Here is a 14,544-nt window from a genome sequence, read left to right as displayed (position 1 = left end):
CAAAAAGCCCACATCACGCGGGCTTTTTTAATGCTGAAATGCTATTGAGTTGATAGCACGTGGCGCCCGTAATGTATGGGCTAGAACTTTATTTTCCCCTTATTTCCTCATGAATTCACGTGCGCATGCACTCCCGCAAAAACGGGCGAGTCAGAGGGCCTTGGCAACGAGTCCTGAAAAAGCAGATTAACGATGAACAGCTTGCTACCCTCCCGCCGCCTTCCTTCTCGCCCCTGGCTGGGCGCAGCCTTGCTGACCGCCGGCCTGTGCGCCGTGTTGCCGGCCAGCGCGAACGGCAACATTGAGCCCTTCACCGATATTCTGATCGAGCCCAACAGCGCCGGGCTGGGCGTGGTCATGGGCACCGAGGTATCGCCTTACCGCGACGTGGGCTCGCGCTACGACATGCTGCCGCTCTACCTTTTCGAAGGCCAGCGGCTTTATCTGCATTCCAACCGGGTCGGCCTGAAACTCTTCAACGGCAGCGAGCATCGGCTGGACGTGCTGCTGGAGCGGCGCCTGGAAGGCTTCCCGGCCACCAGCAAACCGGCCAGTCTGCAAGGCATGGCGATGCGCGATTCCGGCACCGATCTGGGGCTGTCCTACCGCTACCGCCAGCCCTGGGGAACCGTGCAGGCCGAACTCTTGCATGATGTCGGCAGCACCTCGCGGGGCAACGAGTTGCGACTGGGCTACACCCGTGAATGGCGCTCCGGCCCCTGGGCAGTGCGCCCCAGCCTGACCGTGGCCTGGCGCGACGCCAAGCTCAACAACTATTACTACGGCGTGCTGCCAAGCGAGGCGACTGCCGAGCGGCCGGCCTATGCAGCCGGCGCGGGCATCAACACGACGCTGGGCCTGTATGGCTCCTACGATCTGACGCAGCGCTGGCGCTTGTTGGCCGGCGTGTCGGCCACCGTGCTGGGCAGCCAGGCCAAGAACAGTCCTATCGTGCAAAAAACCCTGCTGCCGGGCGTTTACGTGGGCGCCGCCTACGACTTCGGCGGCCACGATCCGGAATGGGCCAAAGAAGGGTCGCCCACCTACGTCAAGGCGTTTTACGGCAAGGCCACGGCAGACGGTTGCCACTTGCTGAAAATTGTCACGGCGCAATGCCTGTCGACCGCCGGCGCCAACTCGACCAGCATCACCGGGGTCCAGATCGGCCGGCCGTTCATCGAGAACCTCGATGGCTGGCCGATTGATCTGGTCGGCTATGTCGGCCTGGCCCACCACAACGACCAGGGCCTGCAACCCAATGGCCTGCAGCTCGATGTCTTCATGAAAGCCTTTTATTCCGGATTTCCCTGGAGCGCGCGCGTCAAGACGCGGCTCGGCCTGGGCATGGGCGTTTCGCTGGCACAGCGGGTTCCCTACATTGAGGCGACCAGCCAGGCCGCAAATGGCCGGCCGGCTTCGCGCCTCTTGACCTATATGGACCCGACGCTGGACGTCAGCGTGGGCGATCTGATTGGCTCGCGCGCTCTGAAGGAAACCTTCATCGGTTTGGGCGTGTCGCACCGCTCCGGCATTTTTGGATCGTCGCGCCTGCTTGGCAATGTCAACAAAGGCGGCTCCAACTACATCTACGGCTACGTCGAATCGGCTTTTTGAGGGTCTGCAGAGGCATCTCGATTGCTATCTAATTGATAGCTTTTTCGCCCGTATTCATTGGGCTAGAGGCTTATTTGACTGGAATTCTTCACGGTTGGGCGGCACCGAGCACTACCCCCTGCAGCGGTGGGTTGCGGCGTCTAGGGTTTGTCCGTAGCGTTTTTGACTTGCATAAAGTAAAGATTGGCTAGTACAGTCTACCGGACGGTCGGTCGACAAAGCTTGAGGCAAGTCAAGCAGATGGTGGCCGGCTTGTTTCAGGAGCCAGCATGCGCGCGTTCATCATCGAGTTACCGCTATTCCCAAGCTCCTGTTTTGACACGCCTGCGTGGCTGCCGCCGGAGCTTCGCTGCCGGACCCTTTCATGAGTGAGCCTTTGCCGCAGGTGGTCGCCGACCGGGTGCGCGAAGGCATGTTTGCCAATGACCACGCCTGCCAGGGCCTGGGCATGCAGGTGCTGGAGGTGGCGCCAGGCTGTGCCACCGTGCAGATGACGGTGCGCGGCGACATGCTCAACGGGCATGAGATCTGCCACGGCGGTTTTATCGCGACGCTGGCCGATTCGGCCTTTGCCTATGCCTGCAACTCCTACAACGAACTGACGCTGGCCTCAGGTTTCAGTGTCGATTTCGTCGCTCCGGCGCACCACGGTGACGTGCTGACGGCGCGTTGCAGCGAGGTCTCGAAGGCCGGCCGCACCGGGGTTTACGACGCTGAAGTCGTCAACCAGCGCGGCGAACGGCTGGCGTTGTTCCGCGGCCGTTCCTACACCCTGAAAGGCAGGCCGGCGGTGGCCGCTTGAAACCCGAGAAAACCTTCATGCCCGCGAAGCGACCCGCCCCCGGCGACCTGGAGCCGATAGAAACCGCCAGCCGCGACGAGATCACGGCGCTGCAATTGCAGCGCCTGCGTGCCACCTTGCAGCATGCCTACGACCAGGTGCCGCACTACCGCCAGGCTTTCGATGCCAAAGGCGTGCACCCGAGCGATCTGAAGCAGCTGGGCGATCTGGCCAGGTTTCCGTTCACCGACAAGAAAGATTTGCGAGACAACTATCCGTTTGGCCTGTTCGCCGTGCCGCGCAGACAGGTGGTGCGCATCCACGCGTCGTCGGGCACCACCGGCAAGTCCACGGTGGTGGGCTATACCCGCAACGACATTGACACCTGGGCCGATCTGATGGCGCGCTCGATTCGCGCGGCCGGCGGACGCGCCGGCGACATGGTGCACATCGCCTACGGCTACGGCCTGTTCACCGGCGGCCTCGGTGCCCATTACGGCGCGGAGCGCGCCGGCTGCACGGTGGTGCCGATGTCGGGCGGACAAACCGAAAAGCAGGTGCAGCTGATCGAGGACTTCAAGCCCGACATCATCATGGCCACCCCGAGCTACATGCAGGTGATCATCGAGGAGTTCGGCCGCCAGGGGCTGGATGCGGCAGGCAGTTCGCTGAAGATCGGCATCCTGGGTGCCGAACCCTGGACCGAGGCGATGCGCCGCGACATCGAGGCCAAGGCCGGCATCGATGCGGTGGACATTTATGGCCTGTCCGAGGTGATGGGTCCGGGTGTCGCCAGCGAGTGCATAGAAAGCAAGGACGGGCCGGTGATCTGGGAGGACCATTTCTACCCCGAGGTCATAGACCCCGACAGCGGCGCGCTATTGCCCGACGGTGAAGAGGGCGAACTGGTGTTCACCTCGCTGAGCAAAGAGGCCTTGCCGATCATCCGCTACCGCACGCGCGACCTGACGCGCCTGCTGCCGCCGACGGCGCGCTCGTTTCGCCGCATGGGCAAGATTGTCGGGCGCAGTGATGACATGCTCATCATTCGCGGCGTCAACATGTTCCCCACGCAGATCGAGGAAATCGTGCTGGAGCACGCCAGGTTGTCGGGACAGTACCAGATCCTCGTCAGCCGCGACGGCGCGCTCGATCAGGTGGAAGTGCGTTGCGAACTACAGCCGGCAGTGGGCCAGCTGGCTGATAGCGAGATGCAGGAGCTGGGCCGCTGGGTACAGCAGCGCATCAAGACCCGGGTCGGCATTTCCACCCGGGTCGTGGTGCTGGCGCCCGAGTCGATCCAGCGCACGCTGACTGGCAAGGCCAGGCGCGTGATCGACTCGCGTCTGCGCAGCGCCTGACTACTTACCGAAAGGAAAGCCATGTACACCCAAGCCATGGACACGCTGGAGCCCGAGCCCGGCAAAGGCGGGCAGGCCGTTCAGCCAGCCAAACAAGCCGAAGAAGTGGCGCTGCAGCAGCGCTTTGACGCGCGCATTGACGCCGGCGATTTCATCGAGCCCAAAGACTGGATGCCCGAGCATTACCGCAAGACGCTGGTGCGCCAGATCAGCCAGCATGCGCATTCGGAGATCGTCGGCATGTTGCCCGAGGGCAACTGGATTTCGCGCGCGCCCACGCTCAAGCGCAAGGCCATCTTGCTGGCCAAGGTGCAGGACGAGGGCGGCCATGGCCTGTACCTGTACGCCGCCGCTGAAACCCTGGGCAGCAGCCGCGACCAGCTGCTAGCCGCGCTGCACACCGGCAAGGCCAAATACAGCTCGATCTTCAACTACCCGACGCTGAGCTGGGCCGACATGGGCACGATAGGCTGGCTGGTCGATGGCGCGGCCATCATGAACCAGGTGCCGATCTGCCGCTGCTCCTACGCGCCGTATGCGCGCGCCATGGTACGCATCTGTCGCGAGGAGAGCTTTCACCAGCGCCAGGGCTACGAGGCCTTGCTGACCATGATGCAGCAGGGCACTGACGCGCAGCGGGCGATGGTGCAGGAAAGCGTCAACCGCTGGTGGTGGCCGTCCATTCAGATGTTCGGCCCCCCCGATGACCAGTCGCCCAACTCGGCACAGTCCATGCGATGGGGCATCAAGCGCATCAGCAACGACGCGTTGCGACAAAAGTTCATCGACGCCACGGTAGCGCAGGCCAAGGTGCTGGGCGTCACGCTGCCAGACCCCGACCTCAAATGGAACGAGGCGCGCCAGCAGCACGACCACGGCAGCATCGACTGGTCCGAGTTCTGGCGCGTGGTTGGTGGTGACGGGCCCTGCAACCGCGAACGCCTGGGCGCACGCGTCAAGGCCTGGCAAGACGGCGCCTGGGTGCGCGAAGCGGCGCTGGCCCATGCCAGCAAGCAGGCAGCGGCCGAACAGCCCGCCTGCGCTTGAAAGGACTCTATGACTACGCAAAGTGAATGGCCGCTGTGGGAAGTGTTTGTACGCACCAAGGCCGGCCTGGACCACAAACACTGCGGTAGCCTGCACGCCACCGACGCCAAGATGGCGATCCAGCTCGCGCGTGACGTGTACACGCGGCGCCAGGAGGGTTGCAGCCTGTGGGTGGTGCCTTCCTCCCAGATCGTGGCCAGCGATCCGGCTGACAAGGCCATGTACTTCGACCCGATGGAAGACAAGGTCTACCGCCACCCGACTTTCTACGCGCTGCCCGATTCCGTGAACCACATGTGAGGCCGCTGATGCAGACATCGATACCAGCGAGCCGCGACCCGGCCGCGCACTACGTGCTGCGGCTGGCCGACACCTGCCTAATTTTGGGACAACGCCTGGGCGAGTGGTGTGGCCATGCGCCGGTGCTTGAAGAAGACATCGCGCTGACCAACACCGCGCTCGACCTGATTGGCCAGGCGCGCGCGCTGCTCACGCATGCAGGCCAGATGAGCGCGCCCGTGCACGACGAAGACCAACTGGCTTTTCTGCGCGAGGAACGTGATTATTTAAACGTCACCCTGGTCGAGCTGCCGCGCGGCGACTTTGCCTTCACCGTGTTGCGCAATGCCATGCTGGCGACTTTCTTGAAGCTGCTGTGGCAGCGGCTGGTTGATTCTGCCGATGCCGAGCTCGCCGCGATTGCCGGCAAGGCCGTCAAGGAGGCACGCTACCACCAGCAGCACGCCGGCGACTGGGTGGTGCGACTGGCTGACGGCACGGCAGAGTCGCGCCAGCGCATGGAGGCGGCGCTGGCGCAGCTGTGGCGCTACACGCCCGAGCTGCTCGAGTCCGATGCCGTTGACGAGCACGCCGCAGCGATCGGCCTCGGGCCGCGCTGGTCCGAGCTGCGTGCGCCCTGGCTGGCCGACATGACGCTGCTGCTGGACGAGGCAGGCCTGGCCTTGCCGCCAGACAGCGCGTTTCGCAGCACCGGCAAGCGCGGCCTGCACAGTGAACACATGGGCCATCTCCTGAGCGAGATGCAGTATCTGCAGCGCGCCTATCCGGGCGGTGCCTGGTGAACGTCACCGCGCCGACTACCCGCGACGCCCGCATCGCCCTGGCCTGGGAGGTACTGGGCACCGTGCTAGATCCCGAGGTCCCGGCGCTGTCGCTGTGCGACCTGGGCATCGTGCGCGACGTGCTGCCGCAGGGCGATGCAGCAGGCAGCGCGCTGGAGATCGTGCTCACGCCAACCTATTCCGGTTGCCCCGCCACCGAGCTGATCGAGCGCCTTGTGATCGAAGCGATTGATGCCGCCGGCCTCGGCCCCGCGCGCGTGCGGCTGCAGCGCGCGCCGGCCTGGACCACCGACTGGATCAGCGCCGCGGGCCGGCGCAAGCTGCGCGACTACGGCATTGCGCCACCCGGTGCGCTGGTCGCGGGCGCGGCGCTGCCGCTGCGCTTCCTCAGCCGCCGCGTCGTGGTCAGCACGCTAATTGCCTGCCCGCGCTGCGCCAGCACCGACACGACGCAGCTATCGGCCTATGGTTCGACGGCATGCAAGGCCTTGTACCGCTGCCTGGCGTGCCTGGAGCCCTTCGAGTATTTCAAGCCGATCTGACGCCCTTCAGCACGACTCACCAAGATCAAATCGAGTTCGCCATGAGCACCCTCTTTCATCCGCTGACCGTTCGCTCGGTGCAGGCCGATACGCCGGAAGCCGTGATCGTCTCCTTTGAGGTACCGCAGGGGCTGCGCGCGATCTTCGGTTTCACGCAAGGGCAGTACCTGACGCTGCGCACCGAGATAGACGGGCAGGACCTGCGCCGCTCCTATTCGATCTGCGCCGGGGTGGACGATGGCGAGCTGCGCGTGGGCGTGCGCAAGGTCAAGGGCGGCGTGTTTTCCAACTGGATCAATGCCAGCCTCAAACCCGGTGACACGATCCAGGTGATGGCGCCGCAGGGACGCTTTTTTGTGCCGCTGGACCCGGCCGCGCGCCGCCACCATGTCGGCATCGCCGGCGGCAGCGGCATCACACCGATTCTGTCCATCCTGAAGACGGTGCTGGCGCGCGAACCGCACAGCCAGTGCACGCTCATTTACGGCAACCGGCAGATCCGCTCGACGATGTTCAAGGAAGAACTCGAAGACCTGAAAAACCGCTACATGGCGCGCTTGGTGCTGCACCAGGTGTTCTCCGACGAACCGAGCGAGGACGGCGACGGCCCGCCCGTTGCCGCGCTGCTGTCCGCTGAGGCGGCCCCAGCCGGGGCGGCTGCAGCGCGGCGCGCTGGCGGGGCGTTGAATCGCGGCGTGATGAACCGCGAGAAAATCAGCGAGTTTCTCGCCACCGTGCTACCAGGCGCCGGCATCGGCGAGGTCTACATTTGCGGCCCGTTTCAGATGAACGACGAGGCCGAGGCGGCATTGCTAGCCGCCGGCGTGCCCGAGCAGCGCATTCACATTGAACGCTTCGGCGTGGCGCAGCCGGCGAGCGAGCAAACGGTAGAGCCGGGGACCGGGCAGATGGGCGCGGTGATTCACCAGGCCCAGCCCGGCGATGCCGAGGTGGCGCGCGTGCTCATCATTCGCGACGGCTTGCGCCGCGAGATCGAGTTTCGCCATGACCAGCCCAGCATTCTGGACTGCGCCACGGCGGCCGGTCTGGAAGTGCCGTTTTCTTGCACCTCGGGCGTCTGCGGCACCTGCCGCGCCAAGGTGATGGAGGGCCAGGTGCGCATGGAGCGCAACTTTGCGCTCGACAAGAACGAGGTGGCGGCCGGTTTTGTGCTGAGCTGCCAGGCCCATCCGCTGACCGAACGCGTCGTGCTGTCATTCGATGAACGCTGAAAGGAGCGCCTGATGGCCCGAGGACGCGCCGCCGGCTACGACGACCAGCGCGAGAAAATTCTTGCTGCGGCGGCGCACCTGTTCGCGCGCCGCGGTTACCCTGCCACCTCGATGAACCAGGTTGCCGAAGCCTGCGGGCTGTCCAAGGCGACGCTCTACCACTACTACCGCGACAAATACAGCCTGCTCGTCAGCATTGCCGACGGCCATGTGTCACGGCTGCAGGCGCTGGTGCTCGACGTGCTGGGCGAGGCGCTGGTCCCCGAGCAGAAGCTGCGTGAACTGATTCGCCGCATCGTCGAGGAATACGCCGACGCCCAGGATGCGCACCGCGTGCTGACCGAGGACGTGCGCTTCCTCCAGCCCGAGGATAGGCAGAGCGTGCTGGACAAGCAGCGCGAGGTGGTCGCCGGATTTTCTCTCGCGGTCGCTGGCATGCACCCCGAATTGCGGCAGGCCGAACTGAGCAAGCCCCTGACCATGCTGCTGTTTGGAATGATCAACTGGATGTTCACCTGGATGAAACCCGAAGGCGAGCTTGATTACGGCGCCATGGCACCCATCGTGGCCGATCTTTTTCTAGGTGGCCTGGGCGCCGTCAAACCGCCCCGGCAAGTCAGCGCTCTCGTCAAATAAAGCAGCTTTCCGCCCGCGCCAATTCGTTTTCACTCAACCATAACTGGAGACCCCATGAAAATCATGAAACCCCTGAAGCCCGTGGTATTGGCTGCCGCGCTGCTGGCCAGTACGCTGGCGCTGGCCGACGTCAACGTCGGCGTCACCGTGTCGGCCACCGGGCCGGCCGCGTCGCTGGGCATCCCCGAGAAGAACACCATCGCCCTGATGCCCAAAACGATTGCGGGGCAGAAGATCAACTATATCGTGCTCGATGACGCGTCGGACACCACAGGTGCCGTGAGCAACACGCGCAAGCTGATCACGGAAAGCAAGGTAGATATCATTTTGGGTTCCACTATCACGCCGAACTCGCTGGCCATGATCGACGTGATCGCCGAAGCGCAGACGCCGATGATCTCGATGGCCGCGTCGGCGCGCATTGTCGAGCCGCAAGACGCCAAGAAGCGCTGGGTCTTCAAGACGCCGCAAAACGACATCATGATGTCGCTGGCCATCGTCGAGCACATGGCCAACAGCGGCATCAAAAGCGTGGCCTTCATCGGCTTTTCCGATGCCTACGGCGAGGGCTGGTTTCAGGAGTTCAGCAAGGCCGCCGCGCTGAAAAAGATACAGATTGTCGGCAGCGAACGCTATGCCCGCAGCGACACGTCGGTGACCGGCCAGGTTCTTAAAACGATGTCCGCCAAACCCGATGCGGTGCTGATTGCCGGCGCTGGAACACCGGCCGCGCTGCCGCAGAAGGCGCTCAAGGAGCGCGGCTACACCGGCAAAATCTACCAGACCCACGGCGTCGCCAACGCAGACTTCCTGCGCGTCGGCGGCAAGGACGTCGAGGGAACTTTCTTGCCCGCCGGTCCCGTCCTGGTGTTTGACCAGCTGCCGGCCGGTCATCCGCTGAAAAAGTCCGCGGCGGCCTATGTCAGCGTCTACGAGGCGGCGCATGGCAAGGGCTCGGTATCTACCTTTGGCGCGCATGCCTGGGATGCCGGGCTGCTGATGGCGGCCGCCCTGCCGCAAGCGCTGAAGAAGGCCCAGCCCGGCAGCGTTGAGTTCCGCATCGCACTGCGCGACGCGCTGGAGCAGGTCAAGGAATTGGCCGGTGCCCACGGCATTTTCAACATGTCCAGCAGTGACCATCTGGGCCTGGACCAGCGCGCGCGCGTGATGGTGAAAATCGAGAACGGCGCCTGGAAATACCAGCCCTGATCGTCAGGCGCGGGGTGCGCCCCCGCAATTTTGGCAAGGGTTTGGAGCTATTAACCGGAATCGACTATGGATGTGCAGATCGCGATGTTGCTCGCGCAGGACGGCGTCGTCAACGGCGCGGTTTACGGCCTGATGGCTTTGGCCCTGGTGCTGGTGTTTTCTGTGACGCGCGTGATCTTTATCCCGCAAGGCGAGCTGGTCGCGTTTGCCGCCTTGTCGATGGCTGTGCTGCAGGCCGGCGGTGTGCCTCCCACCTTGTGGCTGCTGCTGGCACTGGCGGCGCTGGCGCTGGCCGTTGAGGCCTGGCGCTGGCAACGCGGTGCGCTGGTGGACTGGGGCGCCACCCTGCTCTGGACGGTGGCCTTGCCTGCGGCGGCCGGCGCCCTGGTGCTGCTGCACCCCACGTCCATGGTCGCGCAGAGCGCGGCCACGCTGCTGCTAGTCACGCCGCTAGGCCCACTGCTCTACCGCCTGGCCTACCGCCCGCTGGCCGACGCCACGGTGCTGATGCTGCTGATCGTGTCGGTGGCCTTGCACGGCGTGCTGGTTGGCCTGGGTTTGCTGTTTTTCGGCGCCGAAGGTTCGCGTACCGCCGCATTTTCAGAAGCGCGCTTGGCGCTGGGCGGTTTGACGCTCAGCGGGCAGTCGCTGGTTGTCATGGGGGTCTCGTTCGGCCTGGTCGGCGCGCTATTCTGGTTTTTTGGCCACACCATGGTGGGCAAGGCCTTGCGCGCCACGGCGATGAACCGCGTTGGCGCGCGGTTGATGGGGATTCCGACCGGCCTCTCGGGCGACCTGAGCTTTGCGCTGGCGGGCCTGATAGGCGCGGTCTCAGGCCTGTTGATCGCGCCCTTGACAACCATGTACTACGACACCGGTTTTCTGATCGGACTCAAGGGTTTCGTGGCGGCCATCGTCGGCGGACTGGCCAGCTACCCGCTGGCGCTGGCCGGCGCCCTGCTGGTCGGCCAGCTCGAAGCGTTTGCCTCGTTCTGGGCCAGCCCTTTCAAGGAGGTGCTGGTTTTTACCCTGATCATTCCGGTGTTGCTGTGGCGCTCGCTGCGCAGCCACCACATAGAGGACGAGGAATGACACGCCGCCGCCTCACGCTGGTTTTCGTCGCCGCGCTGGCGCTGGCCTGGGGCTGGCTGCCCGACTACAGCATCACGCTGCTCAACTATATCGGGCTGTACGCGCTGGTGGCCGCAGGCCTGGTGATGCTGACAGGCGTGGCCGGTATGACCTCCTTCGGACAGGCGGCTTTTGTCGGCCTGGGCGCCTATGCCACGGCCTGGCTTTGCACCTCGCCGGCGGTGACTGACGCGCTGGGCGGCTTGGTCGCGCCCGCCTTGCTGCCCTGGCTGGGGCTTTTGCTCGGCCTGCTGCTGACCGCTGCCGTGGCCTGGCTGCTGGGCAGCATCACGCTCAAATTGTCGGGTCATTATTTGCCCCTGTGCACGATTGCCTGGGGCCTCAGCCTGTACTACCTGTTTGGCAACCTGGAGCTGCTGGGCGGGCATACCGGCATCGCCGGCGTACCGCCGCTCACGCTGGGCGGCGTCTCGCTGGCCGCGCCGCGCGGGCTGGGGATAGTGGTTTGGGCGGCCCTGCTGCTGGCGCTGTGGGCGCTGCACAACCTGCTCGATTCACGCGAAGGCCGTGCCCTGCGCGCGCTTAAAACCAGCCGCGTCATGGCCGAATCCATGGGCGTGGACACGGCGCGCTACCGCGTCAAGGTGTTCGTGCTGGCGGCGCTGCTGGCAGCCCTGTCGGGCTGGTTTTACGCGCACCTGCAGCGCTTCGTCAACCCGACGCCGTTCAATCTTCATATCGGCATCGAGTTCCTGTTCATGGCGGTGGTTGGCGGCGCCGGCCACCTGTGGGGCGCGCTGCTGGGCGCGGCCCTCATCACCTTGCTGAAAGCGCAGCTGCAGGATGTGCTGCCGCGCCTGCTAGGCGCTACCGGCAATTTTGAAGTGATTGTGTTCGGCCTGCTGATGCTGTTCGTGCTGCAGCGCTTTGCCGGCGGGCTCTGGCCGTCCCTGGCGCGTCTGTCGCAGCGCTGGTTAAGACCTGATGTGCCCGATAAGCCCGCGTCCGCCGTAGCCGCGGCGCCGCTGCCCTCGCGTGCCCTGCCGCCGGCCGGCCAGGTGGTGCTGCAGGCGCGCGGCGTGACCAAGCGCTTCGGCGGCCTGCTCGCCAACAACGCCGTGACGATGGATGTCCAGGCGGGCGAAATCCACGCGCTGATCGGTCCCAACGGCGCCGGCAAGAGCACCTTCTTCAACATGATCTCGGGCGTGGACGACCCGACGGCGGGCGAGGTTGTGTTGATGGGGCGCGCCATGAAGGCGCAGCCGGCCCGTGATTTCGCCCTGCTCGGCCTGAGCCGCACCTTCCAGCATGTGCGCCTGCTCGGCCAGCGCAGCGTGCTGGAGAACGTGGCACTTGGCACGCACGGGCGCAGTCACGCCAGCTGGCTGGCCGCCATGCTGCGGCTGGACCGCGCGCAGGAGGCCGCCTTGCGCCAGGAAGCCTTGCGCCAGCTGGCGCGTTGCGGGCTGGCCGCCTATGCCAATGCACCAGCTGCCTCGCTGGCACTGGGGCAGCAGCGCATTATCGAGATTGCGCGGGCCCTCGCCAGTCAACCGGCCGTGCTGCTGCTGGACGAACCGGCTGCCGGCCTGCGCCATCTTGAAAAGCAGGCGCTGGCGACGCTGCTGCGCCAGTTGCGCGCCGAGGGCATGGGCATTTTGGTGGTGGAGCACGACATGGAGTTTGTGATGAACCTGGCCGATCGCATCACGGTGCTGGAGTTTGGCGCCGTGATCGCCCGTGGCACACCGGCGCAGGTGCAGGCCAACCCGCGTGTGCTGGACGCCTATCTGGGCGGCAGCGACGACTTGCTGCAGGCCGCCGCATGAGCCAGCCGCTGCTTGAGTTGAAGGATTTTTGCGTCTGCTACGGCTCGGTGGAAGCAGTGCACCGCGTCGAACTGCTGGTCCATCCGGGCGAAATCGTCACCGTGATTGGTCCCAATGGCGCGGGCAAAACCACCTTGCTGTGCGCGGCGATGGGCTTGCTGCCGTCCAGTGGCCGGCTGACGCTGGCGGGCGAGTCCATCGGTCGCCCCACGGTCGAGGCGATGGTGGCGCGCGGCGTGGCGCTGGTGCCGGAAAAGCGCGAGCTGTTTGGCGAGATGTCGGTCGAGGACAACCTGCTGCTGGGCGGCTTTTCGCGCTGGCGCAAGGGCCTGCGCGACCAGTCCGAACGCATGCAGGAGGTGTTCGCCATCTTTCCGCGCCTGCACGAGCGCCGCGCCCAATGGGCTGCCACGCTGTCGGGCGGCGAGCGGCAGATGCTCGCCATAGGCCGGGCGCTGATGGCCAGGCCGCGGCTGCTGCTGCTCGACGAACCCTCGCTGGGCCTGGCCCCGCGGATCGTGTGCGAGGTGCTGCAGGTCGTGGCCTCGCTGCGCAGCGCCGGCGTGTCGGTGCTGCTGGTCGAGCAGAACGCCCGCGCCGCGCTGCAACTGGCCGACCGGGCCTATGTGCTGGAAATGGGCGCCGTGGCGCTCAGTGGCCAGGCCGAGGCGCTGCTGCGCGACGGACGGATTATCGATAGCTACCTGGGCCTGGGCGGCAAGCGGAACGCGTGCAGGCCGACCTGAGCCGGGCGTTTTGCCGCTATTAAATTAATAGCTGATTGCGCCCGTACCTATTGGGCTAGAGCCTTATTTGATAGGTATTTTGTGGCTGTTGGGTGGTTTCGCGCTGGCTGGCAGGTTCTGCACGTTGCTGCTGTCGATCACACCGCCGCCCAGGCAGACCTCGCCTTGGTACAGCACCGCGGATTGCCCTGGCGTGACGGCCCACTGGGCTTGTGAAAACGCCAGTTCGCAGGCGTCGCCGCTGGCGCTGCGCAGCTCGCAGGCGGCGTCAAGCTGGCGGTAACGGGTTTTGGCGGCCAGCGCGCCCGGCAGCGGCGCGGTGCCCGCCACCCAGCTGCAGTTCTGCGCGCTCAGCAGCGTCGATTGCAGCCACGGGTGCGCATGGCCTTGCACCACCCACAAGGTATTGGTTTCCAAGTCTTTGCGCGCCACAAACCAGGGTTCGTGCTCGCCCACGCCGCGCTGCCCGCGCGCCTGTGCCGCCTTCAGGTCCGCGCCTCTGGCTTTGACGCCGCCAATGCCCAGGCCCTGGCGCTGGCCCAGCGTGTAAAACGACAGGCCGACATGCTCGCCCAGAAGGCGGCCCTGGTCGTTTCTGATGGGGCCGGGCGCCTTGGCGATGTAGCGGTTCAAAAACTCACGAAACGGCCGCTCGCCAATGAAGCAGATGCCGGTCGAGTCTTTTTTCCTCGCGTTCGGCAGACCAATCTCGTCGGCGATGCGGCGCACCTCGGTCTTGCGCAACTCGCCGACCGGAAAGAGAGTTTTGGACAGCTGTGCCTGGTTCAGGCGGTGCAAAAAATAGCTTTGGTCCTTGGCCGGGTCCAGCCCCTTGAGCAGCTCGTACAGGCCGCTCGCCTCGCTCTGGCGCACGCGGGCGTAGTGGCCGGTGGCGATTTTCTCGGCGCCCAGGCGCATCGCGTGGTCCAAAAAGGCCTTGAACTTGATTTCGGCGTTGCACAGGATGTCGGGGTTGGGCGTGCGGCCGGCCTGGTATTCGCGCAGGAATTCGGCGAACACGCGGTCCTTGTAGTCGGCCGCGAAGTTGACATGCTCGATCTCGATGCCGATCACGTCGGCGACGGCCGCCGCATCGACAAAGTCGATGTTGGATGTGCAATAGCCGACGTCGTCGTCACCCGACCCGGCGGGTCGGTCGTCATCTTCCCAGTTCTTCATGAAGATGCCGATGACCTCGTGGCCCTGCTGCTTAAGCAGGTGCGCCGTCACGGCCGAATCGACGCCGCCGCTCAAACCCACCACCACCCGTTGCTTCCTTGTAGATACTTCGCCCATGGGGCTGATTATCCCCGGGGGCTGAAGGCTGGGCTAATCTGCGGTTTTGCAGGCCTGGTTGTCGGGTTTGAATG

14 protein-coding genes are annotated in these 14,544 nt (G+C 65.0%); 13 read left to right on the top strand and 1 reads right to left on the bottom strand.

All coding sequences use genetic code 11. The features are described 5' to 3' along the window. Positions 1–192: 192 nt before the first annotated feature. The 13 genes from HHJ18_RS15635 to HHJ18_RS15575 all read left to right on the top strand — a co-directional run bounded on the left by HHJ18_RS15635 (position 193) and on the right by HHJ18_RS15575 (position 13,174). The gene (locus HHJ18_RS15635; RefSeq protein WP_296916778.1) at positions 193–1,614 is read left to right on the top strand and encodes a MipA/OmpV family protein; all 1,422 of its coding nucleotides are present in this window, start codon (positions 193–195) and stop codon (positions 1,612–1,614) included. Positions 1,615–1,978: 364 nt separating this feature from the next. Next, entirely contained in the window at positions 1,979–2,416 is a 438-nt protein-coding gene (gene paaI, locus HHJ18_RS15630) for a hydroxyphenylacetyl-CoA thioesterase PaaI (RefSeq protein WP_296916777.1), read from the top strand. A 17-nt stretch (positions 2,417–2,433) separates the two neighbouring features. Further along, positions 2,434–3,756, top strand: coding sequence for a phenylacetate--CoA ligase PaaK (gene paaK / locus HHJ18_RS15625; protein WP_296916776.1), 1,323 nt, complete (start codon positions 2,434–2,436; stop codon positions 3,754–3,756). A gap of 21 nt (positions 3,757–3,777) precedes the next feature. Continuing rightward, on the top strand, positions 3,778–4,803 hold the full coding sequence (paaA, locus tag HHJ18_RS15620) for a 1,2-phenylacetyl-CoA epoxidase subunit PaaA (protein ID WP_296916775.1): 1,026 nt from the start codon (positions 3,778–3,780) through the stop codon (positions 4,801–4,803). Between the two features lie 9 nt (positions 4,804–4,812). Next, positions 4,813–5,103: a 1,2-phenylacetyl-CoA epoxidase subunit PaaB gene (gene paaB / locus HHJ18_RS15615; protein ID WP_296916774.1), complete on the top strand. Its 291-nt coding sequence runs from the start codon at positions 4,813–4,815 to the stop codon at positions 5,101–5,103. Positions 5,104–5,111: 8 nt separating this feature from the next. Next, a complete protein-coding gene (gene paaC / locus HHJ18_RS15610) occupies positions 5,112–5,885 on the top strand; it encodes a 1,2-phenylacetyl-CoA epoxidase subunit PaaC (RefSeq protein ID WP_296916773.1) in 774 nt (257 codons plus the stop codon). Beyond that, positions 5,882–6,427 (top strand): 1,2-phenylacetyl-CoA epoxidase subunit PaaD, encoded by a 546-nt coding sequence (paaD, locus tag HHJ18_RS15605; protein ID WP_296916772.1) that lies wholly within the window; start codon positions 5,882–5,884, stop codon positions 6,425–6,427. The genes paaC and paaD overlap by 4 nt, the downstream gene beginning before the upstream one ends. 41 nt (positions 6,428–6,468) lie before the next feature. After that, complete coding sequence (locus tag HHJ18_RS15600) at positions 6,469–7,659, top strand: 2Fe-2S iron-sulfur cluster-binding protein (protein ID WP_296916771.1); 1,191 nt, start codon at positions 6,469–6,471, stop codon at positions 7,657–7,659. A gap of 12 nt (positions 7,660–7,671) precedes the next feature. Beyond that, positions 7,672–8,295 carry a TetR/AcrR family transcriptional regulator gene (locus tag HHJ18_RS15595; protein ID WP_296916770.1) on the top strand — a complete coding sequence of 208 codons (624 nt, stop codon included), beginning with the start codon at positions 7,672–7,674 and terminating at the stop codon, positions 8,293–8,295. A gap of 63 nt (positions 8,296–8,358) precedes the next feature. Then, positions 8,359–9,504: an ABC transporter substrate-binding protein gene (locus HHJ18_RS15590; RefSeq protein WP_296917342.1), complete on the top strand. Its 1,146-nt coding sequence runs from the start codon at positions 8,359–8,361 to the stop codon at positions 9,502–9,504. Positions 9,505–9,570: 66 nt separating this feature from the next. Continuing rightward, a complete protein-coding gene (locus HHJ18_RS15585) occupies positions 9,571–10,596 on the top strand; it encodes a branched-chain amino acid ABC transporter permease (RefSeq protein WP_296916769.1) in 1,026 nt (341 codons plus the stop codon). After that, positions 10,593–12,428, top strand: a complete 1,836-nt coding sequence (locus HHJ18_RS15580) for a branched-chain amino acid ABC transporter ATP-binding protein/permease (protein ID WP_296916768.1) — start codon at positions 10,593–10,595, stop codon at positions 12,426–12,428. The genes HHJ18_RS15585 and HHJ18_RS15580 overlap by 4 nt, the downstream gene beginning before the upstream one ends. Beyond that, a complete protein-coding gene (locus HHJ18_RS15575; protein WP_296916767.1) occupies positions 12,425–13,174 on the top strand; it encodes an ABC transporter ATP-binding protein in 750 nt (249 codons plus the stop codon). Before HHJ18_RS15580 ends, HHJ18_RS15575 begins: the two co-directional genes overlap by 4 nt. A 63-nt stretch (positions 13,175–13,237) precedes the next feature. Here HHJ18_RS15575 and mnmA read toward each other — a convergent pair whose 3' ends face one another. Then, a complete protein-coding gene (gene mnmA / locus HHJ18_RS15570) occupies positions 13,238–14,470 on the bottom strand; it encodes a tRNA 2-thiouridine(34) synthase MnmA (RefSeq protein ID WP_296916766.1) in 1,233 nt (410 codons plus the stop codon). Between the last annotated feature and the right edge of the window lie 74 nt (positions 14,471–14,544).

The sequence above is a fragment of the Polaromonas sp. genome, from assembly GCF_012927455.1.
Lineage (GTDB): Bacteria > Pseudomonadota > Gammaproteobacteria > Burkholderiales > Burkholderiaceae_C > Polaromonas.
The sequence above is the reverse complement of the archived record's forward strand: the minus strand, read 5'-3'. Positions and strand labels throughout refer to the sequence as shown.